This window comes from Nocardioides pinisoli (assembly GCF_024199985.1).
In the GTDB taxonomy this organism is placed as follows: Bacteria; Actinomycetota; Actinomycetes; order Propionibacteriales; family Nocardioidaceae; genus Nocardioides; species Nocardioides pinisoli.
Map to the genome: position 1 here is coordinate 70856 of NZ_JANARS010000007.1, position 24226 is coordinate 95081.

26 protein-coding genes are annotated in these 24226 nt (G+C 72.0%); 16 read left to right on the forward strand and 10 right to left on the reverse strand.

The window, feature by feature from the left end; genetic code table 11:
- Nucleotides 1-8 precede the first annotated feature (8 nt).
- The 9 genes from NCI01_RS16340 to rplQ all read left to right on the forward strand — a co-directional run bounded on the left by NCI01_RS16340 (nucleotide 9) and on the right by rplQ (nucleotide 7879).
- Nucleotides 9-1190 (forward strand): DUF58 domain-containing protein, encoded by a 1182-nt coding sequence (locus NCI01_RS16340; RefSeq protein WP_254182554.1) that lies wholly within the window; start codon nucleotides 9-11, stop codon nucleotides 1188-1190.
- The gene (locus NCI01_RS16345) at nucleotides 1187-3727 is read left to right on the forward strand and encodes a transglutaminase domain-containing protein (protein WP_254182555.1); all 2541 of its coding nucleotides are present in this window, start codon (nucleotides 1187-1189) and stop codon (nucleotides 3725-3727) included. The genes NCI01_RS16340 and NCI01_RS16345 overlap by 4 nt, the downstream gene beginning before the upstream one ends.
- Before the next feature lie 221 nt (nucleotides 3728-3948).
- Nucleotides 3949-4170 (forward strand): translation initiation factor IF-1, encoded by a 222-nt coding sequence (gene infA, locus NCI01_RS16350; protein ID WP_056599768.1) that lies wholly within the window; start codon nucleotides 3949-3951, stop codon nucleotides 4168-4170.
- Nucleotides 4171-4218: 48 nt separating this feature from the next.
- Nucleotides 4219-4332 (forward strand): 50S ribosomal protein L36, encoded by a 114-nt coding sequence (gene rpmJ, locus NCI01_RS16355; RefSeq protein WP_004008316.1) that lies wholly within the window; start codon nucleotides 4219-4221, stop codon nucleotides 4330-4332.
- A 150-nt stretch (nucleotides 4333-4482) separates the two neighbouring features.
- Nucleotides 4483-4857, forward strand: a complete 375-nt coding sequence (gene rpsM / locus NCI01_RS16360; RefSeq protein ID WP_172262137.1) for a 30S ribosomal protein S13 — start codon at nucleotides 4483-4485, stop codon at nucleotides 4855-4857.
- A gap of 73 nt (nucleotides 4858-4930) precedes the next feature.
- Nucleotides 4931-5326, forward strand: coding sequence for a 30S ribosomal protein S11 (gene rpsK / locus NCI01_RS16365; RefSeq protein ID WP_056906616.1), 396 nt, complete (start codon nucleotides 4931-4933; stop codon nucleotides 5324-5326).
- A gap of 28 nt (nucleotides 5327-5354) precedes the next feature.
- Nucleotides 5355-5963: a 30S ribosomal protein S4 gene (gene rpsD, locus NCI01_RS16370; RefSeq protein WP_172262135.1), complete on the forward strand. Its 609-nt coding sequence runs from the start codon at nucleotides 5355-5357 to the stop codon at nucleotides 5961-5963.
- A gap of 115 nt (nucleotides 5964-6078) precedes the next feature.
- A complete protein-coding gene (locus NCI01_RS16375) occupies nucleotides 6079-7095 on the forward strand; it encodes a DNA-directed RNA polymerase subunit alpha (protein ID WP_121141540.1) in 1017 nt (338 codons plus the stop codon).
- Nucleotides 7096-7261: 166 nt separating this feature from the next.
- Nucleotides 7262-7879, forward strand: a complete 618-nt coding sequence (rplQ, locus tag NCI01_RS16380) for a 50S ribosomal protein L17 (RefSeq protein WP_254182556.1) — start codon at nucleotides 7262-7264, stop codon at nucleotides 7877-7879.
- 75 nt (nucleotides 7880-7954) lie between these two features.
- Here the strand turns inward: rplQ and NCI01_RS16385 are convergent, their stop codons facing one another.
- Genes NCI01_RS16385 through NCI01_RS16405 form a run of 5 tightly spaced genes read right to left on the reverse strand, consistent with a single transcriptional unit; the run spans nucleotide 7955 to nucleotide 10998 of the window.
- Nucleotides 7955-8911, reverse strand: coding sequence for a ketopantoate reductase family protein (locus NCI01_RS16385; RefSeq protein WP_254182557.1), 957 nt, complete (start codon nucleotides 8909-8911; stop codon nucleotides 7955-7957).
- A 35-nt stretch (nucleotides 8912-8946) separates the two neighbouring features.
- Entirely contained in the window at nucleotides 8947-9546 is a 600-nt protein-coding gene (locus tag NCI01_RS16390) for a dihydrofolate reductase family protein (protein WP_254182558.1), read from the reverse strand.
- The gene (locus tag NCI01_RS16395) at nucleotides 9543-10121 is read right to left on the reverse strand and encodes a TIGR03086 family metal-binding protein (RefSeq protein WP_254182559.1); all 579 of its coding nucleotides are present in this window, start codon (nucleotides 10119-10121) and stop codon (nucleotides 9543-9545) included. Before NCI01_RS16395 ends, NCI01_RS16390 begins: the two co-directional genes overlap by 4 nt.
- Nucleotides 10121-10636, reverse strand: a complete 516-nt coding sequence (locus NCI01_RS16400) for an SRPBCC family protein (protein WP_254182560.1) — start codon at nucleotides 10634-10636, stop codon at nucleotides 10121-10123. The genes NCI01_RS16395 and NCI01_RS16400 overlap by 1 nt, the downstream gene beginning before the upstream one ends.
- Entirely contained in the window at nucleotides 10633-10998 is a 366-nt protein-coding gene (locus NCI01_RS16405) for an ArsR/SmtB family transcription factor (protein WP_254182561.1), read from the reverse strand. The genes NCI01_RS16400 and NCI01_RS16405 overlap by 4 nt, the downstream gene beginning before the upstream one ends.
- Before the next feature lie 127 nt (nucleotides 10999-11125).
- On the opposite strand from NCI01_RS16405, the gene truA reads away from it, so the two are divergent.
- Together truA and NCI01_RS16415 are read left to right on the forward strand one after the other, a co-directional pair.
- Complete coding sequence (truA, locus tag NCI01_RS16410; protein ID WP_254182562.1) at nucleotides 11126-11962, forward strand: tRNA pseudouridine(38-40) synthase TruA; 837 nt, start codon at nucleotides 11126-11128, stop codon at nucleotides 11960-11962.
- Nucleotides 11955-12563, forward strand: coding sequence for a class I SAM-dependent methyltransferase (locus tag NCI01_RS16415; RefSeq protein ID WP_254182563.1), 609 nt, complete (start codon nucleotides 11955-11957; stop codon nucleotides 12561-12563). Before truA ends, NCI01_RS16415 begins: the two co-directional genes overlap by 8 nt.
- Here the strand turns inward: NCI01_RS16415 and NCI01_RS16420 are convergent.
- Genes NCI01_RS16420 through NCI01_RS16430 form a run of 3 tightly spaced genes read right to left on the reverse strand, consistent with a single transcriptional unit; the run spans nucleotide 12560 to nucleotide 15585 of the window.
- Nucleotides 12560-13492, reverse strand: coding sequence for an aminoglycoside phosphotransferase family protein (locus tag NCI01_RS16420; RefSeq protein WP_254182564.1), 933 nt, complete (start codon nucleotides 13490-13492; stop codon nucleotides 12560-12562). The genes NCI01_RS16415 and NCI01_RS16420 overlap by 4 nt on opposite strands.
- A 47-nt stretch (nucleotides 13493-13539) precedes the next feature.
- Complete coding sequence (locus NCI01_RS22815) at nucleotides 13540-14289, reverse strand: class E sortase (protein ID WP_254182565.1); 750 nt, start codon at nucleotides 14287-14289, stop codon at nucleotides 13540-13542.
- Between the two features lie 30 nt (nucleotides 14290-14319).
- Complete coding sequence (locus NCI01_RS16430) at nucleotides 14320-15585, reverse strand: cytochrome P450 (RefSeq protein ID WP_254182566.1); 1266 nt, start codon at nucleotides 15583-15585, stop codon at nucleotides 14320-14322.
- Between the two features lie 99 nt (nucleotides 15586-15684).
- Between NCI01_RS16430 and mgrA the strand changes: the two genes are divergently transcribed.
- The 4 genes from mgrA (at nucleotide 15685) to NCI01_RS16450 (ending at nucleotide 20084) form a co-directional block, all read left to right on the forward strand.
- Nucleotides 15685-16719 carry an L-glyceraldehyde 3-phosphate reductase gene (gene mgrA, locus NCI01_RS16435; protein ID WP_254182567.1) on the forward strand — a complete coding sequence of 345 codons (1035 nt, stop codon included), beginning with the start codon at nucleotides 15685-15687 and terminating at the stop codon, nucleotides 16717-16719.
- A complete protein-coding gene (locus NCI01_RS16440) occupies nucleotides 16716-18089 on the forward strand; it encodes an FAD-dependent oxidoreductase (protein WP_254182568.1) in 1374 nt (457 codons plus the stop codon). The genes mgrA and NCI01_RS16440 overlap by 4 nt, the downstream gene beginning before the upstream one ends.
- 42 nt (nucleotides 18090-18131) lie before the next feature.
- A complete protein-coding gene (locus NCI01_RS16445; protein ID WP_254182569.1) occupies nucleotides 18132-18866 on the forward strand; it encodes an N-acetyltransferase in 735 nt (244 codons plus the stop codon).
- Nucleotides 18867-18980: 114 nt separating this feature from the next.
- Nucleotides 18981-20084 carry a neutral zinc metallopeptidase gene (locus NCI01_RS16450; RefSeq protein ID WP_254182570.1) on the forward strand — a complete coding sequence of 368 codons (1104 nt, stop codon included), beginning with the start codon at nucleotides 18981-18983 and terminating at the stop codon, nucleotides 20082-20084.
- Nucleotides 20085-20145: 61 nt separating this feature from the next.
- Here the strand turns inward: NCI01_RS16450 and NCI01_RS16455 are convergent, their stop codons facing one another.
- Entirely contained in the window at nucleotides 20146-21405 is a 1260-nt protein-coding gene (locus tag NCI01_RS16455) for an Nramp family divalent metal transporter (protein ID WP_254182571.1), read from the reverse strand.
- Nucleotides 21406-21529: 124 nt separating this feature from the next.
- Here NCI01_RS16455 and NCI01_RS16460 point away from each other — a divergent pair, with 124 nt between their 5' ends.
- Nucleotides 21530-21901: a hypothetical protein gene (locus tag NCI01_RS16460; protein WP_254182572.1), complete on the forward strand. Its 372-nt coding sequence runs from the start codon at nucleotides 21530-21532 to the stop codon at nucleotides 21899-21901.
- 385 nt (nucleotides 21902-22286) lie between these two features.
- Here the strand turns inward: NCI01_RS16460 and NCI01_RS16465 are convergent, their stop codons facing one another.
- Nucleotides 22287-23780, reverse strand: a complete 1494-nt coding sequence (locus tag NCI01_RS16465) for an HNH endonuclease signature motif containing protein (protein ID WP_254182573.1) — start codon at nucleotides 23778-23780, stop codon at nucleotides 22287-22289.
- Between the last annotated feature and the right edge of the window lie 446 nt (nucleotides 23781-24226).

Here is a 24226-nt window from a genome sequence, read left to right on the forward strand (position 1 = left end):
TGGGGTCCATGCGGCAGCGGTTGAACGACGCGCTCGAGGTCATCAAGCCGATCGGCTGGCTGGTCCTCGGCCTCGGCCTGGGCGCGCTCCTGGTCGGCGTCGTCGCGCAGTGGCGTGAGCTGGCGGTCCTGGGCACGGGGTGCCTCCTGCTCGCGGTGCTCGCCCTGCCCTTCCTCCTCGGCCGGACGTCCGTGTCGGTCGACCTGCGGCTCCAGCCCGAGCGGGTGGCGGCGGGGGAGTCGGTCGCGGCCGGCGTGCTGGTGGTCAACCGCGCGTCGTCGCGCCTGGTCCCGACCACCCTGGAGGTCCCGGTCGGCTCGGCCGTCCACCGCTACGGCATCAGCTCGCTCGCTCCCGGGGCGACCCACGAGGAGTCGTTCACCATCCGGACCGAGCGTCGCGGCGTGATCGCGGTCGGGCCGGCGATGACCCGTCGGGGCGACCCGGTCGGCATCTTCTCCCGCGACGTGGTCTGGACCCCGGTGCGGGAGGTCCTGGTGCGCCCGCACCTCGTGCCCATGGAGTCCCTCGGCGCCGGCCTGCTGCGCGACCTCGAGGGAGTCTCGACCGACGCCGTCAGCCAGAGCGACCTCGCGTTCCACGCGCTGCGCGAGTACGTCCCCGGCGACGACCTGCGCCACATCCACTGGCGCTCGTCGGCGAAGGTGATGGCCTCGACCGGTGAGTCCGCCCTGCTCGTGCGGCAGTACCTCGACACCCGGCGCAGCCACGCCACGATCGTGGTCGACGACCGGCTCGACTCCTGGTCGGACCCCGACGACTTCGAGACCGCGATGGCGGTGGCCGCGTCGATCGCGGTGCGAGCGGTGCTCGACGAGTTCGACGTGTCCTTCGTGTGCGGTGGGCACGCCTCCTCCGGCGCCGACGGCCACCTCGCCCTCGACGCCGTGTGCCGGGCGGACTTCGGCGACCGCGGCCTGGTCGAGTCCGGGCGGCAGGCCAGCATGCTGGCGCCCGACACCAGCCTGGCCTTCTTCATCGGCGGGAGCGAGTCACCGTTCACCGACCTGCTGCGTGCGTCGGCGGCGTTCCCTCCCGAGGTGCGCCGCTTCGGCATCGTCGTCGAGCCCCACGGCAACAGCCGGGTGACCGAGACGGGCGGGCTTCCCGTGCTCCACCTCGCCGCCAAGGAGGACCTCGGCGGCCTCCTGCGCTGGAGCGTGCGATGACGTCCACCCCACGACGTACGCCGTCCACCCTGCTGCGGCCCACCGCCGGACAGCGCCGCGCGGACCCCCAGGCCGCCCGAGGCCCGGTCGCGACGACGGGCACGCGCACCCGGGTGCGCCGGCACGCGCTGGTGCCCGACCGCGACGCGTGGGTCGACATGGGCTTCACCCTGGCGCTGGCCGCCGTCGCGCTGACGGCGTTCGGCTCCTCCTTCACCGGGTCGACCTACCTGGTGGTCGGCCTTCTCGGTGCGGCGATCGCGGTCGTGGTCACCCACCTGACGCGCGCGGCGGGCTGGCCGGTCATCTCGTCGGTCGTCATCTGCCTGGTGGTGTTCTTCCTCCTCGGGGGCCCGCTCTGCCTGCGCTCCCTGGGCGACACCTACGCCCTCCCCGGCGCGTCGACCCTCGCCCGCGTGGCGGACCAGGCCGTCTTCGGCTGGAAGGACCTGCTGACCACGCTGCCGCCGGTCGACGGTGACGGCCCGCTGCTCGTGCTGCCGTGGCTGTCCGGGCTGGTCGCCGGGCTGGTCGGCACCGGGCTGGCCCGCCAGCCGGTGCGCCGGGCCTGGCTCTCGTCGCTGCTGCCCGTGGCCGGGATGACCGTCGCCCTGTCAGGGGCGATCCTGCTCGGGGTGCGCCACCCGCAGTCCCTCGTCGTCCAGGGCGTCGTGTTCACCGCGCTCGCCCTCGCCTGGCTGGCGGTCCGCGCCCGTCGGGCGAGTGCCACCGTCCACGGCGGCAGCACGTCCTACGTCCGCGGCGTCGGCGCCGTGGTCATGCTCGGGCTCGCGGCGCTCCTCGCCCACCCGGCGAGCGCGCTGTTCGTCGGTGACGACTCGCGGCGCGCGGTGGCCCGCAACTGGGTGGAGCCGCCCTTCGACATCGGCCGCTACCCCTCGCCGCTGGCCGGCTTCCGCAAGTACGTCGATCTCAAGGGCGAGCCCAACCCCGCCAACGTCTACGACAAGACCCTGCTCGACATCGAGGGCGTCCCGGCCGAGACCCGGGTCCGGTTCGCGGCGATGGACCGCTACGACGGGATGGTGTGGGGCGCCACCGACGACGCGCTCCCCGGCCCCGCCGACGACTCCTTCCAGCGGGTCTCCTCCACGATCGACAACCCGGTCGAGGGGGAGGAGGTCGACGTGACCATCACCCTCGGCGAGGGGTGGACCGGGGTCTGGCTGCCCACCGTCGGCGCGCTGCGGTCGATGGCCTTCGAGACCAGCGACGCTCGCGCCAAGGCCGAGGTCTTCCGCTACAACCTCGCCACCTCGACCGCCGTGGTCCCCACCGGCCTGCAGAGCGGTGACCGCTACTCCTTCACCGCGGTCCAGCCCGACGACGAGCTCACGGAGGAGACCGTCGGTTCCGCCGACCTGACGCCCCTGCCGGCGGGAGCGGCGTTCATCCAGGGCCCGACGGAGAAGTGGACCGAGGAGGCCGGCACCGACCCGATGGACCGGGTCCTGGCCGCGGCGGAGCACCTGCGCTCGGAGGGCAAGTACTCCGACGGCATCGGGCGCACCGAGCGCATCTACGTGGCCGGCCACAGCGCGTGGCGCCTGTCCGACGAGTTCGTCAACGCGCCGCAGATCGTGGGCAACGACGAGCAGTACGCCGCGACGATGGCGCTGATCGCCAACGACATCGGCGTACCCGCCCGCGTCGTGCTCGGCGCCGTCGTGCCCGAGGGGGGACGGGTCACCGGCAAGGACGTCTCGGCCTGGGTGGAGCTCCGGGCCGCCGACGGGTCGTGGAAGACCCTGCCGACCGAGGCCTTCATGTCGGACACCCCTCCCGCCGACCAGGTGCCGGAGACCAACACGCCGATGTCCGGGACGGTCATCCCGCCGCCGAACCCGATCCCGCCGCCGTCCGACGCGGGGGAGCAGAGCGACGCCGACCTCAAGGAGCGCAAGGCCACCCGCAAGAAGAAGGCCGAGGAGGACGAGGAGGGCCTGATCCCGGGGGCCCCCGCGTGGATCGGCGTCGTGGTGACCTACGTCGGCCTGCCCGTCCTCGTGCTCGCGCTGCTGCTGGGTGCCGTGATCGGGCTGAAGGCGTGGCGCCGGCACCGTCGCCGCCGCGCGACGTCACCCTCGGCGCGCTTCGTCGGGGCCTGGCGCGAGCTGGTCGACCACGCCCGCGACCTGGGCCAGCCCGTCCCGCTCGGCCCGACGGTCACCCGGCGCGAGCAGTCGGTGGGCATCGTGTCGGGACAGGCCGGAGCCCTGGCGCGCCGCGCCGACAGCTTCGTCTTCGGCCCGAGCGTGCCCGAGCCCGCCGCAGCGGCGACCTACTGGGAGTCGGTCGACGCCGAGCGGCGGGCGATGTCGCAGGGAGTCGGCCGGTGGCAGCGGGTCCGGGCCGCGATCAGCCTCCGCTCGCTGCGGCGTACGACGTCCGCGCCGGCGCCCGACGCCGAGCCGCGGGGGGTGGAGGGCCCCGCCCCCGCGCCCGGGCGTGTCCGCGAGGTGGCCCGGCACGTGCGCGGCCTCGCAGATTGGCGTTCTCGCCGCACGCCTGACTAAACTGGTGCGTCGGCCCAACGTGGGCTGTGTTCTGTGGTGCCTCGCGGCTGCCCGGAATCTCGTCCGATCGTCCCAGACGGTTGCACGCGTGCCCGGGAAGAGGTCCCCCGGATCGCCTCACGAGGTCCACCGGCCACCTGCCTCGCAGGTGCCGGGCGGTTCCCGGGCCACGGTAGACAACACAGCATTTTGATCCAGTACCGCGACAGATTGTGGAGGACATGCCCAAGAAAGAAGGCGTGATCGAGATCGAGGGCACCGTCGTGGAGGCCCTTCCCAACGCCATGTTCCGCGTGGAGCTGGCCAACGGGCACAAGGTGCTCGCGCACATCAGCGGCAAGATGCGACAGCACTACATCCGGATCCTCCCCGAGGACCGGGTCGTGGTGGAGCTCTCGCCGTACGACCTCACCCGGGGTCGGATCGTCTACCGCTACAAGTGATTCGTCAGCCGAGTAGCGAGCTCGCTACGCAGTGAGAAAGGCGTTGACATGAAGGTCAACCCCAGCGTCAAGCCCATCTGTGACAAGTGCAAGGTCATCCGCCGTCACGGCCGGGTCATGGTCATCTGCGAGAACCCGCGCCACAAGCAGCGGCAAGGCTGAGACCACCACCTGCAACACCCACAACGTGATCGCTAGGTCCGCCCAGGCGGGCTGAAGTCACCTCCGGAGCACCGGCCGGAGCCCACCCGAGGCGGGATGGGACGCGACACGAACCGAAACCGATGCGAGAACAGACAAGGAAACCGCCACATGGCACGCCTCGTTGGTGTTGACCTCCCGCGCGACAAGCGCATCGAGGTCGCTCTCACCTACATCTACGGCATCGGCCGTACCCGCGCACAGCAGCTGCTCGAGACCACCGGCGTCGACCCGAACGCTCGCGTTCACACGCTCGGTGACGAGGAGCTGGTCAAGCTTCGCGACGAGATCGAAGCCAACTTCAAGATCGAGGGTGACCTCCGGCGTGAGGTCCAGGCGGACATCCGCCGCAAGATCGAGATCGGCAGCTACCAGGGTCGCCGCCACCGCATGGGCCTCCCGGTCCGCGGTCAGCGCACCAAGACCAACGCGCGCACCCGCAAGGGCCCCAAGCGCACCGTCGCCGGCAAGAAGAAGGCGAAGTGACCTGCGCCCCCGCGCAGTGATCCACGCCTACCTCTCAGAAGCTTTTCGACCAGACCTCATCAGGAGTTAGTGAATGCCTCCCAAGAGCCGCGCGACCAAGGTCCGCCGCAAGGAGAAGAAGAACGTCGCTCAGGGCGAAGCCCACATCAAGAGCACGTTCAACAACACCATCGTCACCATCACCGACCCGACCGGTGCGGTGATCTCGTGGGCCTCTGCCGGCACCGTCGGCTTCAAGGGCTCGCGCAAGTCCACCCCCTTCGCCGCCCAGATGGCTGCCGAGGCCGCCGGCCGTCGCGCCATGGACCACGGAATGAAGAAGATCGACGTCTTCGTCAAGGGCCCGGGCTCGGGTCGTGAGACCGCCATCCGGTCACTGGGTGCCATCGGCCTCGAGGTCGGCACCATCCAGGACGTCACGCCCACCCCGCACAACGGATGCCGGCCGCCCAAGCGCCGCCGCGTCTGACCCGAGACTGAGAAAGAGAGACTGACACATGGCCCGCTACACCGGTCCCATGACCCGCAAGTCGCGCCGTCTCGGTGTCGACCTCGTCGGCGGCGACGCTGCCTTCGAGAAGCGTCCCTACGCCCCCGGCCAGCACGGCCGCGGTCGCATCAAGGAGTCCGAGTACCTGCTGCAGCTCCGGGAGAAGCAGAAGGCGCGCTTCACCTACGGCGTGATGGAGAAGCAGTTCGTCCGCTACTACAAGGAGGCCAGCCGTCGCCAGGGCAAGACCGGCGACAACCTCCTGCAGCTCCTCGAGTGCCGCCTCGACAACGTGGTCTACCGCGCCGGCTTCGCCCGTACGCGTCGCCAGGCCCGCCAGCTCGTCGTGCACGGCCACTTCCTGGTCAACGGCAAGAAGGTCGACATCCCGTCCTTCCAGGTCACCGACCACGACATCATCGACGTGCGCGAGAAGTCGCTCGAGCTGACCCCGCTCATCGTGGCCCGCGAGACCCACGGCGAGCGCGTCACCCCCGCGTGGATGGAGGTCATCCCGTCGCGGATGCGCGTCCTCATCCACCAGGTCCCGGTCCGGGCGCAGATCGACGTCCCGGTCCAGGAGCAGCTGATCGTGGAGTTCTACTCCAAGAAGTGACCCCTGTCGGTGGCCGCCCGTCGCTACGGGCGGCCACCGACGTCCCTCTTCCACACCACTCCTCACCATGTTCGGATCCGTCAAATAGCGGGTGGATCCGGAAAGGAAAAACTCCGTGCTCATCGCTCAGCGCCCCACCCTCACGGAAGAGACCGTCGACGAGTTCCGCTCGCGGTTCGTCATCGAGCCCCTCGAGCCCGGCTTCGGCTACACGCTCGGCAACTCGCTGCGTCGTACGCTCCTCAGCTCGATCCCGGGTGCCTCGGTCACCAGCATCAAGGTCGACTCCGTCCTCCACGAGTTCTCGACCATCGAGGGCGTCACCGAGGACATGACCGAGATCATCCTCAACCTCAAGGGCATCGTCGTCTCCTCCGAGCACGACGAGCCCGTCGTGATGTACCTGCGCAAGTCCGGTGCCGGTGACGTCACCGCCGCCGACATCACCCCGCCCGCCGGAGTCGAGGTGCACAACCCCGAGCTCAAGATCGCCACGCTGTCCGACAAGGGCAAGCTGGAGATGGAGCTCGTCGTCGAGCGCGGCCGCGGCTACGTCTCGTCGGTGCAGAACAAGGGCGCCGACAACGAGATCGGCCGCATGCCGGTCGACTCGATCTACAGCCCCGTGCTGAAGGTGACCTACAAGGTCGAGGCGACCCGTGTCGAGCAGCGCACCGACTTCGACAAGCTCGTCATCGACGTCGAGACCAAGCCGTCGATCCGTCCCCGCGACGCGATCGCCTCGGCCGGCAAGACCCTCGTCGAGCTCTTCGGCCTGGCCCGTGAGCTCAACGTCGAGGCCGAGGGCATCGACATCGGCCCGTCGCCGGTCGACGAGCAGCTCGCCGCCGACCTGGCCCTGCCGGTCGAGGACCTGCAGCTGACCGTCCGCAGCTACAACTGCCTCAAGCGCGAGGGCATCCACACCGTGGGCGAGCTCATCTCGCGCTCGGAGCAGGACCTGCTCGACATCCGCAACTTCGGTGCCAAGTCCATCGACGAGGTGAAGGCCAAGCTCGTCGAGATGGGCCTCTCGCTCAAGGACAGCGCGCCCGGCTTCGACCCGCACGCCGCCCTCGCCGCCTATGGCGACGACGACGACGACGCGTTCATCGAGGACGAGCAGCTCTGATCTGAGCGGCGCTGGCACGCACCTCGCTGCGTTGTCGTCGGTCGACGTCCAAACCCGGGACGCCTTCCCTCCTCCGCCTTGCGAGGCACGCACCATCACCACCCAGATCCACCCCACACCCATCTACACGAGTACCTGGTACGGCTCGTGAGAATCGAGAAGAGCAATGCCCAAGCCCAAGAAGGGCCCCCGCCTCGGCGGCAGCCCCGCCCACCAGCGCCTGATGCTCTCGAACCTGGCCACCGCCCTGTTCGAGCACGGCCGGATCACCACCACCGAGACCCGTGCGCGCCTGCTGCGCCCGGTCGCGGAGAAGCTGATCACCAAGGCCAAGCGCGGCGACCTGCACAACCGTCGTGAGGTCCTCAAGACCATCCGCGACAAGTCGGTCGTGCACACGCTGTTCACCGAGATCGCGCCGACCTTCGCCGAGCGTCCCGGTGGCTACACCCGCATCACCAAGATCGGCCCCCGCAAGGGCGACAACGCCCCCATGGCGGTCATCGAGCTGGTGACCGAGGCCTACAGCCCGAAGGCGCCCTCGACCAAGAAGACCGAGGCTGCGGCCGCTCCGGCGCCCGCCGCCGAGGAGACCGAGGTCGAGGACACCACCTCCGAGGACACCACCGCGGAGACCGCTGCCGCTGAGCACGAGGCTGCTGCCGAGGAGCACGAGGCCGCCGCTGAGGAGCACGAGGCTGCTGCCGAGGAGCACGAGGCCGCCGCCGCCGAGCACGAGGCCGCCGCCGAGGCTGCCCCGGAGTCGGACGAGAACAAGGCCTGACCCCAGGCGCTCACGCAGGCCCGCCACCCCACTGGGGTGGCGGGCCTGCGTGCGTTTCGGGCCGCTCGGGTGGGGTCAGAGCGAGGCGAGGACTGCGCCGGCGTCGAGGCTGCGGGGCGCGCCACCCGTGGCGGCGAGGTGGCGGGTGGCGGCGACCACGGCCTCGTTGACCGGGGTCGGGAGGCCGAGGAGCCGTCCCTGGAGCACGACCTCGCCGGCGAGGTAGTCGATCTCGGAGTCGCCGGTGCCGCGGGTGAGGCTCTGCCAGGTGGAGCCCCCGCGGCGCTCGAGGTCGGTACGACGCTGGAGGATCGCACCGCGCCGCTCGCGGTCCTCGTCGGCGGTGGCGACCGTGAGACCGGCCGCGGCCAGGACGCGCTCGCCCTCGGCCTGCGCCAGGGCGGCCAGCTCGTCGGCGGCCGCGCCCTGGGCGAAGGAGGCGTCGACGCCGTTGCCGAGGTTCATCACGAGCTTGCGCCGCTTCATGGCCATGATGTCGGCGCGCTCCTCCGACGCGATCCCCGCGGCGCGGAGGTCGGCTGCCACGGCAGCCGTGGTGGCGTCGGTCCCACCGGGGAAGCGGCCGACGTCGAGGATGGCCGGCGTCGGGTGGCACGACGCGACCACCACGCCGGGCTCGAGGTGGGTGGCGGGCAGCATGACGCAGACGGCGTACGTCCTCGCGAACAGCCGCAGCACGGCGGCCTCGGTCGCGACGCCGTTGGTGAGGCACACGACCGGTGTGCCGGTGGGGGCGTGGGCGCGCAGGTCGGCCAGGGCTGCGGCGGCCTGGTGGGACTTCACGGCGAGCAGCACCACCGTGTCGTCGGTCCACCCGACCTCGGCCGCCGTGTCGGTCGCCGGCGCGTCGATGCGGTGGCGGCCGTCCCCGGCGTCGAGCACCAGTCCCGCCGCCCTGATGGCGTCGAGATGGGCGCCGCGAGCCACCAGCGTCACCGGCCGGCCGGCCCGGGCGAGCGTGCCGCCGACGACTCCACCGACGGCGCCGGCGCCGTAGACGACGTACCTCATGTCGTCGACCCTACGAGGGTCGGCGGCCCATTGGCTCAGCGGCGGACGCGGAACCGGAGGTGGAGGACGCGGTCGCCCTGGACGACGACCTCCGGGTCCTCGAGCAGGTGCTGGGTGTCGATCGAGCCGAAGTAGCGCTTGCCGGTGCCGAGCACGACCGGCACCAGGTCCATCGCCACCTCGTCGACGAGGCCGAGGGCGAGGGCCTGCCCGCCCACGTCGCCCGCGGCCACGGACACGGTCCGCTCACCGGCCAGCTCCTTCGCGGTGGCCACGGCGGTGCTCACGTCGGCCACGAAGTGGTACGACGCCTCGGGGTGCCACCCCTCGGGCCTCGGTCGGTGCGACACGACGACCACGTGGTCGCCCGCCGGGGGACGCCCCTCCCACCCGTTCGTGATGTCGAACAGGTGGCGGCCGATCACCATGGTGCCGATGGAGTCCCAGATGGGTCGGACGTAGTCGTACGACGTCTGCGACACCCGCAGCCCGCCGGGCGCCGGGTCGTCCATGTCCTGTGCGGCGAGGGGCCGGTCCCCGTTGAAGTACCAGTCGAACAGCGGCCCCGGGTCGTCGTGGAGGTCGGCGATGAACCCGTCCAGCGAGACCACGTTGTTCATCACCACGGTGCTCACGGGGTGCCTCCGACACCGGGCCGCCAGGCGGGGTCGCGTCCGATGAAGCCCATCAGGCGGTCGACGACCGGCGCGTCGTCGGGCACCGGGACCGCGGGACCGTAGTGCCCGGAGTCGCGCAGCGCCTGCTCCATCGGCCGCATCCCCTCCAGCAGGGCGGCGGCGAAGTCCTCGTCGAGACCGGGGTCCTGCCCGCCGGCGCGGGCGAGGTCCCAGGAGTGCATGAAGACGTCGGCGGTGTAGAACCGGTCGACCGCGTCGGCGAGCCGATGGGTGCCGGCGTGGGGATGGGTGAAGGTCTCGTCGCCGCGCTGCGCGAGGAGCCCCTGGACGGCCTCCGCGTGGTGACGCCACGCCGCGACCGGGTCATTGGCCACCGACGGGCCGGCCGGGAGGGTGATCCCGCCGCCGGCCAGGAAGTGGGGGAACCACTCGACGAGGTGCCCGACGACGTCGCGCGCCGTCCACCCGTCGACCGGGCTGGGCGCGGACCAGTCGGTGGTCTGCTCCACCAGCCGGCCGAAGCCCCCGGCGACCACCGCGTGGCGGTCGCCGGGGTCGTGGGGGAGCGCCATCAGAGGGCACCCTCGGCGAGGAGGCGGTCGATCGCGGCGTAGCCGTCGTTGACGCCGACCTCCATGCCGCTGCGCAGCCAGGCGTCGCGGTCCTCGAAGGAGTCGCAGAGACTCACGGCGTGGAGCCGGGTGCGGCCGTCGCCGAGGTCCTCGAAGGTCACCGTCTCGAGCGAGACGCCGTCGGGCATCCCCTCCCAGGTGAAGGTCTGCACGATGCGATCCTCGCGCACGGTGTGGAAGCACCCGCGGAAGGACGTCTCGAAGTCCTCGCGCCCGTCGCTGCCGCGCGCGACGTAGCTCCAGCTGCCGCCGTCGCGGGCCTCCCAGTGGGTGACGTCGGCCCCGACGCCGTCGGGGCCGATCCACTGCGCGAAGAGCTCGGGGTCGGTGTGGGCCCGGAACAGCTGGGCCGGGGTGGCGGCGAAGTCGCGCCAGACGTGGATGGCGGGCACCGTCTCGTCGGCCTCGATGGCCGCCTCGGGGTAGCGGGTGCGGGAGTCCTGCGTGGTGGTCATGATGCGGTTCCTTCCGTGAGGGTGGAGGTGGTGCTGGGGTCGTCGTCCTGCATCCGCGCGAGCACTGCGTCGAGGCGCGTGAAGCGCTCCTCGGCCTGCCGGCGGTAGCGCTCGATCCACTTGGTCATGAGGTCGAACACCTCGGCTTCCAGGTGCACGGGACGTCGCTGCGCCTCCCGGGTCCGGGTCACCAGGCCGGCGTCCTCGAGCACCTTGAGGTGCTTGGAGACCGCCTGCAGGCTCACGTCGTAGGGCGCGGCCAGGTCGTTGACCGTGTGGTCGCCCTCGGTGAGGCGGGCGACCATGTCCCGACGGGTCGGGTCGGCTAGGGCGGCAAAGACTCGGGAGAGCTGGTCGGTCACGAAGCACCTTCTTCAACTGATTGGTTGAATAGAAGGTAGGCCGCGGACCACCGCCTTGTCAACCATCTGGTTGAACAAAGCCGGGCCGCGGCTCGAACCGTGGTGGTCGCGGCCTAGGATCGCTCTCGTGCGCCTCCGGATCGACTGTGCCTACGACGGCACCGAGTTCTCCGGCTGGGCCGCCCAGCCGGGACGTCGTACGGTCCAGGGCACGCTCGAGGCCGCGCTGGCCACCGCCCTGCGTGTGCCGGAGGTGCGGGTGGCCGTGGCCGGTCGCACCGACGCCGGCGTGCACGCGCGTGGACAGGTGGCGCACGTCGACGTCGACCGCGACCTGGTGATCGCCGCGGCGGGACGATCCGCCGCCCCGCCGCTGGAGGCGCTCGCGCGGCGCGTCGACGGGATCCTGCCGCCCGACCTGCGCGTACGACGGGTGGTGGAGGCCCCGGAGGGGTTCGACGCCCGGTTCTCCGCGACCTGGCGGCGCTACGCCTACCGCATCGCCGACGCGCCGGAGCTGGCCGACCCGCTGGTCCGTGGTCACGTGCTGACCTGGGGTCGTCGCCTCGACCTGGACGCGATGAACGAGGCGTCGACGCCGCTGGTCGGTCTCCGCGACTTCGCGTCCTTCTGCAAGCAGCGGGAGGGGGCGACCACCGTCCGCACCCTGCTCGACCTCGACTGGCGGCGCGACGACGCCGGCCTGGTGGTCGGCACCGTCCGCGCCGACGCCTTCTGCCACAACATGGTGCGTGCGCTGGTCGGCTGCCTCATCGCGGTCGGGGAGGGGCGGCGGCCCACCGGCTGGCCGGCCGAGGTGCTGGCCGGTCGGCGGCGCGACCAGGGCGTGCGCGTGGTGCACGCCCACGGCCTCACGCTGGAGGAGGTCGGCTACCCCGACGACGACGAGCTGGCCGCCCAGGCCGAGCGAGCCCGAGCCCGACGAGAGGCGATCGATGCCTGAGCACTACTTCTCCGCCGACCCCGCGGTGCCCTTCGAGCGGGAGAGCTTCACCGCAGACCTGTGGGGGCACCAGCTGACCTTCGACACCGGGTCGGGGGTCTTCAGCCGCGGTCACCTCGACCACGCCACGGCGGTGCTCTTCAAGGAGCTCGAGCCGCCGGTGCAGGGCCAGTTCCTCGACCTCGGCTGCGGCTACGGCGTGATCGGGCTGGCGATCGCGAAGGCCGTCCCCCTGGCCAACGTGACCGGCGTCGACGTCAACGAGCGCGCCCTGCTGCTGGCCAACGACAACGCGCGCGCCGCCGGCCTCGACTCCCGCTTCGTCGCCTGCCTGCCCGAGCAGGTGCCGGGCAACCAGGTCTTCGACGAGATCTGGTCCAACCCGCCCATCCGCATCGGCAAGGAGGCGCTGCACGAGCTGCTGCTGACCTGGCTGCCGCGGCTCGCTCCCGGTGGGCGGATGGTCATGGTCGTGGGCAAGAACCTCGGTGCCGACTCGCTGCAGCGGTGGTTGACCGAGCAGGGCTGGCCGACCGAGCGCCTGGCGAGCAGCAAGGGTTTCCGCGTCCTGGAGACCAGGCGGGCCGAGGCGCCGGCCTAGGGCCGGCCGTCGAGGAACATCCGCAGCCGGGTGTGGGTCTGGCCGGGGTCGTGCGGGAGGTGGCCGTTGACCGCGCGGCAGACCCAGCCCAGGCGCATCGCCAGCCGGGCCGCCTCGCGCAGGTCGCCGGCGTACCGCTCCTCGTAGGGGCGGAGGTACGCCGCCAGGTGCGGCTCGAGGTCCTCGGACCCCTCCTCGTCGTCGACACCCCACGCCACCACGCCCTCGAGCGTGACCGCGAGGGTGAAGAAGGGGTGGGAGACGCAGGCGTCGCCCCAGTCGAGCACCTGGTGCACGCCGCTGCCGAGGAAGACCTGCCCGTCGTGGAGGTCGTCGTGCTGGACGGTCTCGCGGATGCCGTACGACGCCAGCCGGGCGCAGAGGTCGTCGATCGCGCCGGCGTCCGGGAGGCGCGGGTCGGCGTCGTCGAGCTGCGCGAGGAGGTCGGCGTAGGCGGCGGGCAGCGTGGGAAGTCGCCGGTCGGGCAGCCCGGCGGCCAGGAGCGCGTCGACCTCGTCCTCGCACGCGAGCTGGATCCGGGCGTACGCCTCCAGCACGTCGTGCCACCGCTCGAGGCTGCGCTCGCGGGGGATGACGTCGCGCAGGCGTGGCCCGGCGTCCGCGAGCAGCAGCCAGCCGGTGCGCGGGTCGCCGGCCAGCGGCATCGGCACCCGTCCGGCGGACAGCGGCGCGATGAGTGCCGTCACGGCGGCCTCGTGGCGCATCGTGTCGTCGTTGGCCTTGAACCAGACCGGCCCGTCGTCGGTCGGCACCCGCATCACGGTCGACCAGTCCGTGACGTGCGGCTGCTCGACCGCTCCGGCGACCGAGCGGCCGCGCTCGGCGAGCCGGGCGGCGATCCACGCGTGCGCGGCGTCGAGGAAGCCGGGGTCGCGCCACCGGTCGCTGAGCTCCGTCGTGGTGGCCATGGCGCGCATCCAACCCCGCGCCGGGCGGGACCGGCAACGGGATTTCGTCAGGCCGGCCGCGTGCCGACCAGGACGCCGATCTTGTCGATGCGGTGCTCCGGGTTGTCGAACTCGTCGGACCAGTAGTTGCCGTTGGCGTGGTCCTCGAGCGTCGCGCAGGTGGAGAGGGTGATCATCGGCTGGGTGGCCTCCCGTCCCGGACGTCCGGGCACCTCGGCGCGCTGCGCCCGGAGGGAGGCCGGCTCGCGGAACGAGGTCCACCGCGTGCGTCGTACCTCGTAGACGAACACGGTGTCGCCGGAGCGGACGAGGATCCGGTCACCGCGGCCCAGTGAGGGCGAGTAGCGCAGGGGAGCGGTCCCGGTCAGCCGGTGGCCGGTGACGATGAAGTTGCCGACCTCGCCGGGGCCCGCGCCACCGCTCGGTCCACGCGGCGAGGCCATCTCGCCGGCGTTCTGCAGCGCCGTGCCCGGAGCGTCGTCGGGCGACCCGCGGTAGCGCACGACGGGGAAGTCGCGCAGGCCGATCGCGGGCACCGTCACGAACGAGCGACGCGGCTCGGGGACCGCCTCAGCGGGCTCCTCGGTGGGCTGTTCGGTCGGCTGTTCGGTGGGCTGCTCGGTCGGCGACGACGTGGGGCTGGGCGGGCTCGTGGGCGTCCCGGCGGGGGCGCTCGTCGTACGACGCTCGCGGGGCGTGTCCGCCGAGGCGTCGCCCGGCCGCGGGGTGCCCTCGCCCGAGCAGCCCGACACCACCGCGACGACGGCCGCGGCGAGGAGGGCGACGGTTCTTCCCACCGCTCCACCGTACGCAGCAGGTGGTCGGCCTCATCCCAGCCGGACCGGCAGTGCCTCGACCCCGTGGACGATGGCCAGCTCGGTGAACCGCAGCTCGTCGGGGTCGCAGGCGAGCGCGAGGTCGGGGAAGCGACGGGCCAGCGCGACGAGGGCGGTGCGCAGCTCCATCCGGGCCAGCTCGGCGCCCACGCACCGGTGCAGCCCGTGGCCGAAGGCGAGGGTGCCGGCGGACCTGGCGGAGGTGGGGTCGAACATCTCGGGGTCGACGCGGTGGGACGGGTCGCGCTCGGCGCCGGTCAGCGAGACGAGGACGATGTCGCCCGGCTCGACGACCTGGTCGCCGACCGCGACCGCGTGGCGCGCGATCCGGGGGAACGCCATCTGGACCGGGCACACGAAGCGCAGGAGCTCCTCGACCACCCGGTCGACGTCCGCGGCCTCGCCGCGACGCAGCGCGTCCCAGGACTCCGGGTGCTGGAGCAGGACCCAGGTGCCGAGCGAGAGCATGCTGGCGCTGGTCTCGTAGCCGCCGAGGAAGACGCCGTCGGCGAGGCCGCCCAGCTCGACGTCGTCGAAGTCGTCGCCGTGGTCGGCGACCAGCCGGGCCACCAGTCCGTCGGGCAGGTGCGGGCTGCGGCGTTCGGACGCGACGAGGTCGATGAGGAACTGCCGGGTGCCGGTGGCAGTGTCGAAGATGCCGCCGCCCGCGTCGCGCAGGTCGAACCGGGCGGCACCGTGGCGCCGGAACGCGTCCCGGTCGACCTCGGGCATGCCGAGCAGGTCGCAGATGACCCCGAAGGGGACCTGGAAGCCGAACCGCTCGACGAGGTCGACCACCGGCCCGTGGGCGGCCATGTCGTCGAGCGCGGCCTCGACGACGCGGTCGATGTCGGGCTGGAGGGCCGCCAGCCGGCGGCGGGTGAACCACGGCGTGAGCACGCCACGCAGGCGTCCGTGGTCGGGCTGGTCGGTCATCCCGAGCCCGCCGATGCGCTCGGCCGGTGACCGGTCCTGGCGGCCGATGATGTCGCGCACGTCGTTGGCGAAGGCGTCGGCGTCGGCCAGCACGGCGCGAGCGGCGTCGTAGCCCGTGACCAGCCAGATCCGGGTGCCCAGCAGGCTCGCGAAGCGCACCACCTCGCCGGCCTCGCGCGTCGTCGCCAGTCGTGCGACCGGGTGGATCCCGTCGCGCTGCAGCGGGAACCGGATGCTCGACGGCACCCGGCGCACGTAGGGCACCCGCCGAGCGGTCGTCAGCGCGAGCCGGAAGGCGGTGCCGCGCAGCGAGGAGGTCATGCGTCCAGTAGACGCGCGCGCCCCCCTTTGGGGCCATCCGGTATCACCCCGGTCCAGCCCGGGCGTGGCCCCGACACCCGACCGGGCAGGATGTGCGGCATGGCCTACGACGCAGCGCCCGACAGGTACGACGACACGACCGGGATGCCCTACCGCAGGACCGGTCGCAGCGGCCTCCGGCTGCCGGCGCTCTCCCTGGGGTTGTGGCAGAACTTCGGCACCGACCGTCCCGAGGAGACGCAGCGGGCGATCCTGAGGCGCGCGTTCGACCGCGGTGTCACGCACTTCGACCTCGCCAACAACTACGGCCCGCCCTACGGCCGCGCGGAGGAGAACTTCGGCCGCTACCTCGCCGACGACTTCAAGCCCTACCGCGACGAGCTGGTGATCTCCACCAAGGCGGGCTACGACATGTGGCCGGGCCCCTACGGACAGGGCGGTGGGTCGCGGAAGTACGTCCTGGCCTCGCTCGACCAGTCGCTGGCGCGGATGGGCCTCGACTACGTCGACATCTTCTACAGCCACCGCTTCGACGCCGAGACGCCGGTCGAGGAGACGATGATGGCGCTGGACACCGCGGTGCGGTCGGGGCGGGCGCTCTACGCCGGCATCTCGTCGTACTCCCCGGAGCGGACGCGGGAGGCGGCCACCATCGCGCGCGAGCTCGGCACGCCGCTGCTGATCCACCAGCCGTCCTACTCGATGCTCAACCGCTGGATCGAGGGCGGGCTGCTCGACGAGCTGGAGGAGCAGGGGATGGGCTGCATCGTGTTCACGGCGCTCGCCCAGGGCCTGCTCACCGACCGCTACCTCGACGGCGTCCCGGAGGACTCCCGCGCCGCCCGCGACGGCTCGACGATCACCGGCCTCGACGACGAGACGCTCCAGCGGGTGCGGTCGCTCAACGCGATCGCCGAGGGACGTGGCCAGAAGCTCGCCCAGCTGGCGCTCCAGTGGGTGCTCCGCGACGACCGCGTGACGAGCGCGGTGATCGGCGCCTCGAGCGTGGAGCAGCTCGACACCAACCTCGACGCGCTCGCCGCGCCGCCGCTCACCGAGGCCGAGCTGGCCGAGATCGACCGCTTCGCCGTCGACTCGGGGGTCAACCTCTGGGCGAAGCAGACCGAGGAATGACGAGCCCGCGACGGGTCGTCGTGGTGGGCGCGGACGCCGCCGGCATGTCGGCGGCTCACCAGGCGCTGCGCACCGCCGCTCGACGCGGCGAGGCCCTCGCGATCACCGCCCTGGAGTCGAGCGACCACACGTCCTACAGCGCGTGCGGCATCCCCTACTGGATGGCCGGCGACGTCGGCAGCGGCGACGACCTCGTCGCCCGCACCGCAGACCAGCACCGCGACGCCGGGATCGACCTGCGCCTGGGCACGACGGTGGTCGCGGCCGACCTGGCGGGGCGGACGGTGACGACGTCCGCGGGGGAGGTGCTGGGCTACGACGACCTCGTGGTCGCGACCGGCGCCCCGGCGGTGGTGCCCGACTGGGCGCTGCGCGCGGACGGGACGTCGTACGACGGCGTGGGCGTGGTCAAGACGCTCGACGACGGTGCCGCCTGGGTGCGCAGCTTCACGCGCGTCGGCCCCGGCGCGCACGTGGTCGTCGTGGGCGCGGGCTACATCGGCGTCGAGGTCGCCGAGGCGGCGCTGGAGCAGGGCTTCGGCGTCACCGTCCTGACCCGCACGCGCGGCATGGGCATGCTCGAGGACGAGATGTCCGACCTGGTCAACACCGGCCTCGTCGACGCCGGGGTGGAGCTGGTGCTCGGCGCCGAGGTGACCGGCCTCGAGCTCGACGGCGACCGGGTGACCGGGGTGCACTGGGAGGGCGGCTCGCGGGAGGCGGACCTCGTCGTGGTGGCGGTCGGCGTGCGCCCGGCGACGGACTTCCTCGCCGGGAGCGGTCTCGAGATGGCCGACAACGGGGCGTTGCGGCCCGACCCCCACGGTCGGGTGGCCGACCACGTCTGGGCGGCGGGGGACTGCTGCGAGGTGCGGCGGCGGATCGACGACCAGTGGGTCTTCCGGCCGCTCGGCACCCACGCCGCCAAGCACGGCCGCGCGCTCGGCGACAGCCTGGGGGGCGGCGACCTGTCGTTCGACGGGATGGTCGACACGTCCATCACCCGCTTCTCCGCGTGCGGCGTCCACCTCGAGATCGCCCGCACCGGGTTGTCCCGTGCCGACGCGGAGACTGCCGGGTTCGACCCGGTCGCGCTGGTCACCGAGGGCACGACCGCCGCCGGCTACATGCCCGAGGCGGAGCCGATCGCGATCTGGGTGATGGCCGACCGCACCACCCGGCGGTTGCTCGGCGTGCAGGTGGTGGGCGGGCACGGCGCCGGCAAGCGCATCGACACCGCGGCCGCCGTGCTGTGGGCCGAGGGCTCGGTCGACGACCTGGCCTGGATGGACCTGTCCTACGCGCCGCCCTTCTCGACCACCTGGGAGGTCCTGCAGATCGCCGCGCGGCGGGTGGCCGAGCGGCTCTGAAAACCCCGGGCGCCGCCGGACCGGCTCGGTCAGGATGGCGCCATGCACCTCGAGTTCGTCACCCTCACCGAGCGTCCCGACCTCATGGACACGTTCTGGGACATGGAGACCTCGTGGCCGGAGTTCATGACGCACGACCCCATCGGCAACGGCTACTACGCCTCGCTGCAGCACTTCGCCGAGTTCGTCCTGGTGTGCCTCGACGAGACGGGGCGCCAGGTCGCCAAGGCCCACTCCGTGCCCTTCCGGCTCGACGGTGACGAGCTCCCCGACGCCGGGTGGGACTTCGCGATCCGCAGCGGGCTGCTCGCCGCGCTCCACGGCGAGGAGCCCGACGCCGTGTCCGCCGTCGAGATCGCCATCGAGCCCGGCCTGCAGGGTGCCGGCCTGTCGGGACGCATCGTCGCCGCCCTGCGCGACAACGCGGGACGGCTCGGCTTCTCCGAGCTGCTCGCGCCCGTGCGGCCCAACGGCAAGACGGACGTCCACGAGCCGATGGCGGCGTACGCCCTCCGCACCCGCGAGGACGGGCTGCCGGTCGACCCGTGGCTGCGCGTGCACGTCCGGGCAGGCGGGCGCATCGACCGCGTGGCCCCGCGGTCCATGGTCATCCCCGGCACGGTCGAGGAGTGGCGCGAGTGGACCGGTCTGCCGTTCGACACGACCGGCCCCGTCGTCGTACCAGGTGCGCTGGCGCCGGTGATGTGCGACGCCGAGCACGGCACGGCGACCTACGTCGAGCCCAACGTCTGGGTCAGGCACCCGACCGGGGCCTGAGACCGGTGTTCGCCCTCTGAGGGGTATCGCCGCCGCGCCGCCGGACCTACCGTGAGGCGGACAACTGTTCCACTCGGCCGCGCCCGTGCGACCGGGCACCCTCAAGGAGACCCTGTGAAGAGAACCCTCCAGTGGTCCGCGGCGTTCGTCGCCGGGACCCTCCTACCGCTCGGCCTCGTCGGGACTGCCGCCACCGCGGCCCCCGCGCCGAGCATCGCCCCACAGTCCGAGCGCTCCCTTGTCGAGCTGCCTGCGAAGGACGCACTCGAGGGCGCAGTGGCGCCGAGCGAGTGCGGTGCGACGCTCCTCGACGGTTACATCGACCAGCTGTTCGCGGACATGTCGGACGTCCAGTTCGCGTTCCTCGTCGCCCACCAGGACGCGCTTCTCGCGGTGCCGACCTACGACGCGCTGTTCTTCGGCACCGCCGGCGACCCGGACTACGCACTCGACTCGCACGCGGCCCAGCTGCGCAACACCTACCGCGACCTGCAGCGGTTCTGGGACATCGAGTCCGACGACATCCAGCTGATGGCGATGCACAGCGACTCGCTCCTCGACGCCACCCGCATCGCGCGGACCCTCGAGGCGATGGTCGACACCGGCGAGCTGCCCTTCATGAGTGACGCGGCGATCGCCACAGAGGCGCAGACGGTGGCGACGTTCATGCAGGCGCAGGACGCGGCATTCCAGGACAACCCGCTCTGGACGCTCAACGCGTACGCCTTCTCGGCCGAGGGCGAGACGGACCCGATCATCGCCGCGCTCCCCGACAAGCTGGTCTTCGGTGACGGCATCCTGGCGGCGTACGACGCCATCGGTCTCGGTGACGTGGGGCCGCGCGTGATCATGGCCCACGAGTTCGCCCACCACGTCCAGTTCGAGCTCGGCACCTTCGACAACGGACCGTCCGACCCAGCCGAGGCGACGCGTCGCACCGAGCTGATGGCCGACGCCATGGCGTCCTACTACGCCACGCACAAGCGGGGGCTGGCGCTGAACAGCAAGCGGGTGACCGACGCGCTGCTCAGCTTCTACACCGTCGGCGACTGCTCCTTCGCCAGCCCGGGTCACCACGGCACCCCGCTGCAGCGCGAGCGCGCTGCGGACTGGGGCGCCGACCTGGCGGCCGCCGCGCAGCCGCGCAGCCTCGTGCTCCCGGCGGAGCGCGTGATCGAGCTGTTCGAGGAGGACCTCGCGGAGATCATCTCCGGCTGATCCGCATCACCACCGCACGGTGCCTGACACCGCCCCCGACCCCGACGGGCCGGGGGCGGTGTCATGCCCCGCTGACGGCCTTGCGGACCTCGTTAACGCAGAGGGCGACGAAGGCGAGCGCGATGATCACCATGAGCACGTTGGAGTGCAGCTTGTTGCGCCACTCGGCCGGGGTGCGGTCGGTGTTGAGCAGCCACAGCAGCGTGACCGCGAGGAACGGCATGAAGAACGCTCCGAGGACGCCGTAGGCGAGGATCAGCCAGACCGGCTTGCCGAGGAACATCATCACCATCGGCGGGAAGGTCAGCCACAGGATGTAGACGCGGTACCACTTGCCGCCGGCGCGGGCGTCGCGCTCCTCGCCGCCGGTCACGTTGGTCATGAAGTCGGCGAACATCAGGCTGACGCCGTTCCACACGCCGACCAGCGACGACATCGCGGCGGCCCAGAAGCCGACCAGGAAGAGCTTGCCGGCCCACTCGCCGTAGCGCTCCTGCAGCACGACACCCAGGTCGAGGAGCCCGGCGTCGCCGGTCTCGATGGCCACGCTGGTCGAGTAGAGCAGCTCGGCGCCGACCACCAGGGTGGCGAGGACGAAGATGCCGGTGACGACGTAGGCCACGGTGTTGTCGATGCGCATGACCCGCATGTAGGCCGGGGTGCTCCACCCCTTCTCGCGCAGCCAGTAGCCGTAGGCCGCGAGGGTGATGGTGCCGCCGACGCCGCCGGCGAGCGCGAGCGTGTTGACCAGGCCGTCCTCGGGGATGCGCGGCGCCAGTCCGGTGAGCAGCTCGCCGAGGTTGGGCAGGGTCAGCAGCGCGGCGCCCACCATCGTGACGAACATGATGCCGACCAGCGCGGCGAGCACCTTCTCGAAGACGCTGTAGCGCCCGGTCCACACGAGCACCAGGCCGAGCAGGCCGGAGAGGATGCCCCACCACGTGGTCGACAGGACGCCCGTCAGGCCGGCCAGGGCGAGGCCGGTGCCGGCCATCGCGGCGGCGCCGTAGACGAAGCCCCAGATCACGATGTACGGCGCGAAGTACCACGTCGTCCACGCGCCCAGCGAACGCCAGCCCTCGAAGATGGTGCGCCCGGTGGAGAGCGAGTAGCGCCCGGCGCCCTCCACGAGCACGATCTTCATCAGGCAGCCGACGACCACGCACCACAGCAGGGTGTAGCCGAACTTCTGGCCCGCGATCAGCGTCGCGACGAGGTCGGCCGCGCCGACTCCCGTCGCGGCGACGACGAGACCGGGCCCGATGATCCTCCAGCGCGGGGCGGTCGTCTGCTCGGTCGTGCCGGTGGTCGTCTCAGCCATGGCCAGCACCCTAATGCTGGTCTGGACCAGTGGTCCGGGGCTGCGCTCTCGGTGTCTCCTGGAAGCGTCGCGTCGTTCTCCGGAAGCGCCGCGTCGTGGGCGGGCTCGGCGGGAGGATGGACCGGTGACCTCTCCCCGCCACCTGGCCGCCGCGCTCGCGCTGGCCGCATGCCTGTCCGCGTGCGGCTTCGAGGCGAGCGATGACGGCACGGCCCTGCTCCGCAACGAGACGGGGCGCGACGACCTGAGGATCCACGTCCTCGACGGCGCCGGCCGTCTGCTGATGGACCGAGCGCTGGACCCGGTCTTCCGGTTCGACACCCAGTTCCCCGATCGCGAGCGTCAGTGCCTCGTGGCCGGGGACGGTTCGTTCGAGGTGCTCGACGCCGCTGGCGCGGTGATCGTCGAACACGACTTCGCCGACCGGCCTGTGTGCGAGCGCGACGAGCTCGTGGTCACTGACGACCTCGAGGTCGTGTGGCACGACCAGGCGTGATGCCCACCCGGGCGCCGAACCCCACATCATCGAGACGACGTCGTCCCACTCCTCGGGAGACATCACGATCTCGACCATGGTCCGCGTGCCGTCGCCGCGCCCAGCGCTGACGACGAGCCCCTCCGGCTTTCGTGCCAATACCGAGGCGACCCCTTCCAGGACGCCTGCGAACAATGCCCACCACGCGTCCGTGCTGACCGTCGCAGGTGCTCAGTGGCACGCCGTGAAGGTGGCTAGCCGGACGCTGTGACGGCGGCAGTCGAACAGGTCGGTCAGACGTGCCTGTGGCCCCGCGACCTGGTGGGTGGCGGGGTGCGGGGCGGGGTCATCGTCGGCGGGGTCATCGTCGGCGGGGTCATCGTCGGCGGGGTCATCGTCGGCGGGGTCATCGTCGGCGGGGTCGCGGGATGCCGGGCGGGTCCGGCGGGTCGGCCGACCTCGTGATCGGTGGGTCGATCGAGCTCGTGCCGGTGTGGTCGCGGCGGTAGCGGTGCCCGTGGGGGCTGGTCCACTCGAAGGTCCCTGGCGCGACCATGTCGTATCGCCAGGCCGAGTGTGTCTTCAACCGGTGGTGGAACCGGCACAGGCAGGCCAGGTTCCACGTGGCGGTGGGTCCGGGTTGGGGCCGGCCTTCGGCTTGCGCGTCGGGGTCGTGGGGGATGATGTGGTCGATGTCGGCTCGCCGCGCGGGGCGGGTGCACCACGGGAAGACGCAGGTGCGGTCGCGGAGAATCACCTGCTCGCGCATCTTGTCCGGCACCTGGTAGGCGTCGGTCGCCAGCTGGGTGTTGAGGTCGATGAGCGGCTTGATGGTGACCCTGGTCCGGGAGTCGGCACACCAGGACTTGATCTGGTCCAGCAGGACCAGCCGCTGGCCCTCCTCCATGCGTCCGGTGGGACCGAACACGGTCTGGTCGCCGGACAGGTTGGCGTCGAAGTGGGCGTGGAGCACGACCTCCCGCGCGGCCGGCAAGCGCTGCGGGTCGGCGCCCGTGTCGCTGTCGGTGCTGGTGTCGGGGTCCGTGCTGGTGTCGGTGGTCTTGGCCGCGGTGGCGCCTTGGGTGTGGAGGTCGAGGGCGGTCTGGGTGCGGGCCAGGTCGCCGAGGGCCTTCGCGCGTCGGACGTTCAGCGACTCCTTGGAGCCCAGTGCCTTCAACGTGGCCGCACCGTGGGCCAGGGCGCGGTCGACGTCGAGGGCGTCGGCGATGCCGAGCTCGGCCTCCATCCGCATCGTGCCGGCGTAGTGCACGTCCTGGGTGTCGATGCTGGCGTGGCGGGGGTCGACGTGGAGCCAGCCGTCCTCCCGGTCCGCAGTCGGGTCCGGCTCGGCGAGGTCGAACCGCTTGATCGCCCCGGCGACCAGCCGGTCGAGCTGGGCGGGGCCGACCTTCCCCGCCACGGCCGCGACCTGGGCGTCGACGAACCCGACCGCCTCCCGCGTCAGCGACGGCGTGGAGTGGATGGTGGTCTCCGCGACCAGCCGGGCCCGCCACGCCGGGACGCGGCCGGCGTGCACCTGCGCCCACAGGCGTGGCAGGCGGTGGCGCAGCTCGAGGGCGTGGCCGATGAGCTTCTTCGCCGCCGTCGTCGAGATCCCGAGGACGCCGCCGAGCTCGGCGACGCAGAACTCCGCCACCAGGGGGCATCCCTCACCCGCGATGGGCTCTTCGTGCTCCCGACCGCCCGCGGGGATCGAGAACACGGCTGCGTCGTAGATCGACTCCGGCGGGTGCAGGTCGGCCCACTGAGCGGCGAGGAGGAGCTGGTCGGCTGCTGCTCGCTCTTCGTCGCGGCGCCGGTCGCGGATCGCAGTGAGCAGGTCACGGGCGGTGAGGTCCTGCACCTCACCTGCTCCGGGCCCTGCCAGCACTTCGATCATGTGTTCGATTCTACGCGCGACCACCGACAACGGTCGCCCCCGGAAACGGCCCGCGTGTGGACGGTCGCTGGGCGACCTCTCGGACTGGTTTCGTGACGGGACTTCGTCCGTTCTCGGCCAGCGAGGGCGGTGGGTGCAGGGGTCTCGATACGCCCGCTCGTACCTCGCGGGCTACTCGACCAGCGGCGTACGGGGGATCTCGATACGCCCGCTCGTTCCTCACGGGCTACTCGACCAGCGGGTCCCGGGGTCTCGATACGGCCGCTCGTTCCTCGCGGGCTACTCGACCAACGAGGAACCAGAGGGTGTGCGGGTCTCGATACGCCCGCTCGTTCCTCGCGGGCTACTCGACCAGCGAGGGCGGCGGGTGTGCGGGTCTCGATACGCCCACTCGTACCTCGCGGGCTACTCGACCAACGAGGAACCAGAGGGTGTGCGGGTCTCGA

Excerpts from the sequence above, each read along its gene's own strand:
- NCI01_RS16340 (WP_254182554.1), top strand. The coding sequence starts at position 9 with ATGCGGCAGCGGTTGAACGACGCGCTCGAGGTCATCAAGCCGATCGGC.
- NCI01_RS16345 (WP_254182555.1), top strand. The coding sequence starts at position 1,187 with ATGACGTCCACCCCACGACGTACGCCGTCCACCCTGCTGCGGCCCACC.
- infA (WP_056599768.1), top strand. The coding sequence starts at position 3,949 with ATGCCCAAGAAAGAAGGCGTGATCGAGATCGAGGGCACCGTCGTGGAG.
- rpmJ (WP_004008316.1), top strand. The coding sequence starts at position 4,219 with ATGAAGGTCAACCCCAGCGTCAAGCCCATCTGTGACAAGTGCAAGGTC.
- rpsM (WP_172262137.1), top strand. The coding sequence starts at position 4,483 with ATGGCACGCCTCGTTGGTGTTGACCTCCCGCGCGACAAGCGCATCGAG.
- rpsK (WP_056906616.1), top strand. The coding sequence starts at position 4,931 with ATGCCTCCCAAGAGCCGCGCGACCAAGGTCCGCCGCAAGGAGAAGAAG.
- rpsD (WP_172262135.1), top strand. The coding sequence starts at position 5,355 with ATGGCCCGCTACACCGGTCCCATGACCCGCAAGTCGCGCCGTCTCGGT.
- rplQ (WP_254182556.1), top strand. The coding sequence starts at position 7,262 with ATGCCCAAGCCCAAGAAGGGCCCCCGCCTCGGCGGCAGCCCCGCCCAC.
- NCI01_RS16385 (WP_254182557.1), bottom strand. The coding sequence starts at position 8,911 with ATGAGGTACGTCGTCTACGGCGCCGGCGCCGTCGGTGGAGTCGTCGGC.
- NCI01_RS16395 (WP_254182559.1), bottom strand. The coding sequence starts at position 10,121 with ATGGCGCTCCCCCACGACCCCGGCGACCGCCACGCGGTGGTCGCCGGG.
- NCI01_RS16400 (WP_254182560.1), bottom strand. The coding sequence starts at position 10,636 with ATGACCACCACGCAGGACTCCCGCACCCGCTACCCCGAGGCGGCCATC.
- NCI01_RS16415 (WP_254182563.1), top strand. The coding sequence starts at position 11,955 with ATGCCTGAGCACTACTTCTCCGCCGACCCCGCGGTGCCCTTCGAGCGG.
- NCI01_RS16420 (WP_254182564.1), bottom strand. The coding sequence starts at position 13,492 with ATGGCCACCACGACGGAGCTCAGCGACCGGTGGCGCGACCCCGGCTTC.
- NCI01_RS16430 (WP_254182566.1), bottom strand. The coding sequence starts at position 15,585 with ATGACCTCCTCGCTGCGCGGCACCGCCTTCCGGCTCGCGCTGACGACC.
- mgrA (WP_254182567.1), top strand. The coding sequence starts at position 15,685 with ATGGCCTACGACGCAGCGCCCGACAGGTACGACGACACGACCGGGATG.
- NCI01_RS16440 (WP_254182568.1), top strand. The coding sequence starts at position 16,716 with ATGACGAGCCCGCGACGGGTCGTCGTGGTGGGCGCGGACGCCGCCGGC.
- NCI01_RS16445 (WP_254182569.1), top strand. The coding sequence starts at position 18,132 with ATGCACCTCGAGTTCGTCACCCTCACCGAGCGTCCCGACCTCATGGAC.
- NCI01_RS16455 (WP_254182571.1), bottom strand. The coding sequence starts at position 21,405 with ATGGCTGAGACGACCACCGGCACGACCGAGCAGACGACCGCCCCGCGC.
- NCI01_RS16465 (WP_254182573.1), bottom strand. The coding sequence starts at position 23,780 with ATGATCGAAGTGCTGGCAGGGCCCGGAGCAGGTGAGGTGCAGGACCTC.